General features: G+C 25.5%; 2 protein-coding genes. Both read right to left on the bottom strand.

Annotated elements, in window-relative coordinates:
- Nucleotides 1–117 precede the first annotated feature (117 nt).
- Nucleotides 118–447, bottom strand: coding sequence for a hypothetical protein (locus EZH24_RS12470; RefSeq protein WP_137999374.1), 330 nt, complete (start codon nt 445–447; stop codon nt 118–120).
- Between the two features lie 79 nt (nt 448–526).
- Nucleotides 527–865, bottom strand: a complete 339-nt coding sequence (locus EZH24_RS12475) for a hypothetical protein (RefSeq protein WP_137999375.1) — start codon at nt 863–865, stop codon at nt 527–529.
- Between the last annotated feature and the right edge of the window lie 168 nt (nt 866–1,033).

Here is a 1,033-nt window from a genome sequence, read left to right on the forward strand (position 1 = left end):
GTCAATATATGGAACAGTAAAATCTTATTTTATGAAGTAAAAATTTTTTATAACCTGCATATATTTTATTATAAAAATATATGCAGGTTATAAATCATATAAAATAACTAAAAGTTATTAAAAAGATTTATTCCAGATTGCGTTTCCAAATCCAAAAGATGCTCTTCCCAATACACTTCCTACAAGTTCCAATCCATTATCAAATTTAATTACAAGAGTTTTAGAATTTGAATTTGGTAAACTTAAAGTACCGTTTATAAAAGCACCAGCATTAGCATCATACATTTGAACATTAGAAAGTCCATCACGTACTTTCATAAGTACTATATAAGATCCTGGAGCCTGTTCAGAGTGATATGTGCCATCTCTTCTAGGTATAAAGTAACCGTAAACAGATGCCATTGAACATATAGTCAATATAACAGCTGTAATAATAACTTTTTTCATTTTTATTTCTCCTTTTTGTTATATAATTAAATACGTAAAAATAAAAATATTCCCGTTTTTTTTTATAAAAAATAGAAATTTATTGTGCTGGTCCTTTGCGTACCCATTTAAAATCACCAGTATAAAATTGAGTAGCATTCACTAATTCAAAACTTTCAACAATACCTTGAGTCCAATACACAGTCATTATTTTACTACCAAAGCTAGATTTTATTCTTCCATCCATAGTTATATCCATATCCCCATCATAATATGTAATAAGCCCTTCATCATTAGGCTTACTTGTACTTCTTTTTATAATATAGTAAGAATTGGGCTTATCTTTACAAGTATATTTACCTGTAAAAGCAATACCAGGGTATATTGTAGTAGATAGTATTAAACATAGTATAGTAGTAAATAAAAATAATTTTTTCATTTTTAACTCCTTTTTTTATATATATTTTTAAATACGTAAAAATAAAAATATTCCCGTTTTTTTTATAAAAAATTAGATTGGTATTTACTTTAGAATATGAAAAATATATAATTCTGATGTATAGGAAAAAATTAATTAAAGGTACAAAATGAGCAAGGAAATTGAAAA

The organism is Brachyspira catarrhinii, from assembly GCF_005518285.1.
Lineage (GTDB): Bacteria > Spirochaetota > Brachyspiria > Brachyspirales > Brachyspiraceae > Brachyspira > Brachyspira catarrhinii.

Bases quoted from the DNA above. Each gene is read 5' to 3' on its own strand.
- EZH24_RS12470 (WP_137999374.1), bottom strand. From the start codon at position 447: ATGAAAAAAGTTATTATTACAGCTGTTATATTGACTATATGTTCAATG.
- EZH24_RS12475 (WP_137999375.1), bottom strand. From the start codon at position 865: ATGAAAAAATTATTTTTATTTACTACTATACTATGTTTAATACTATCT.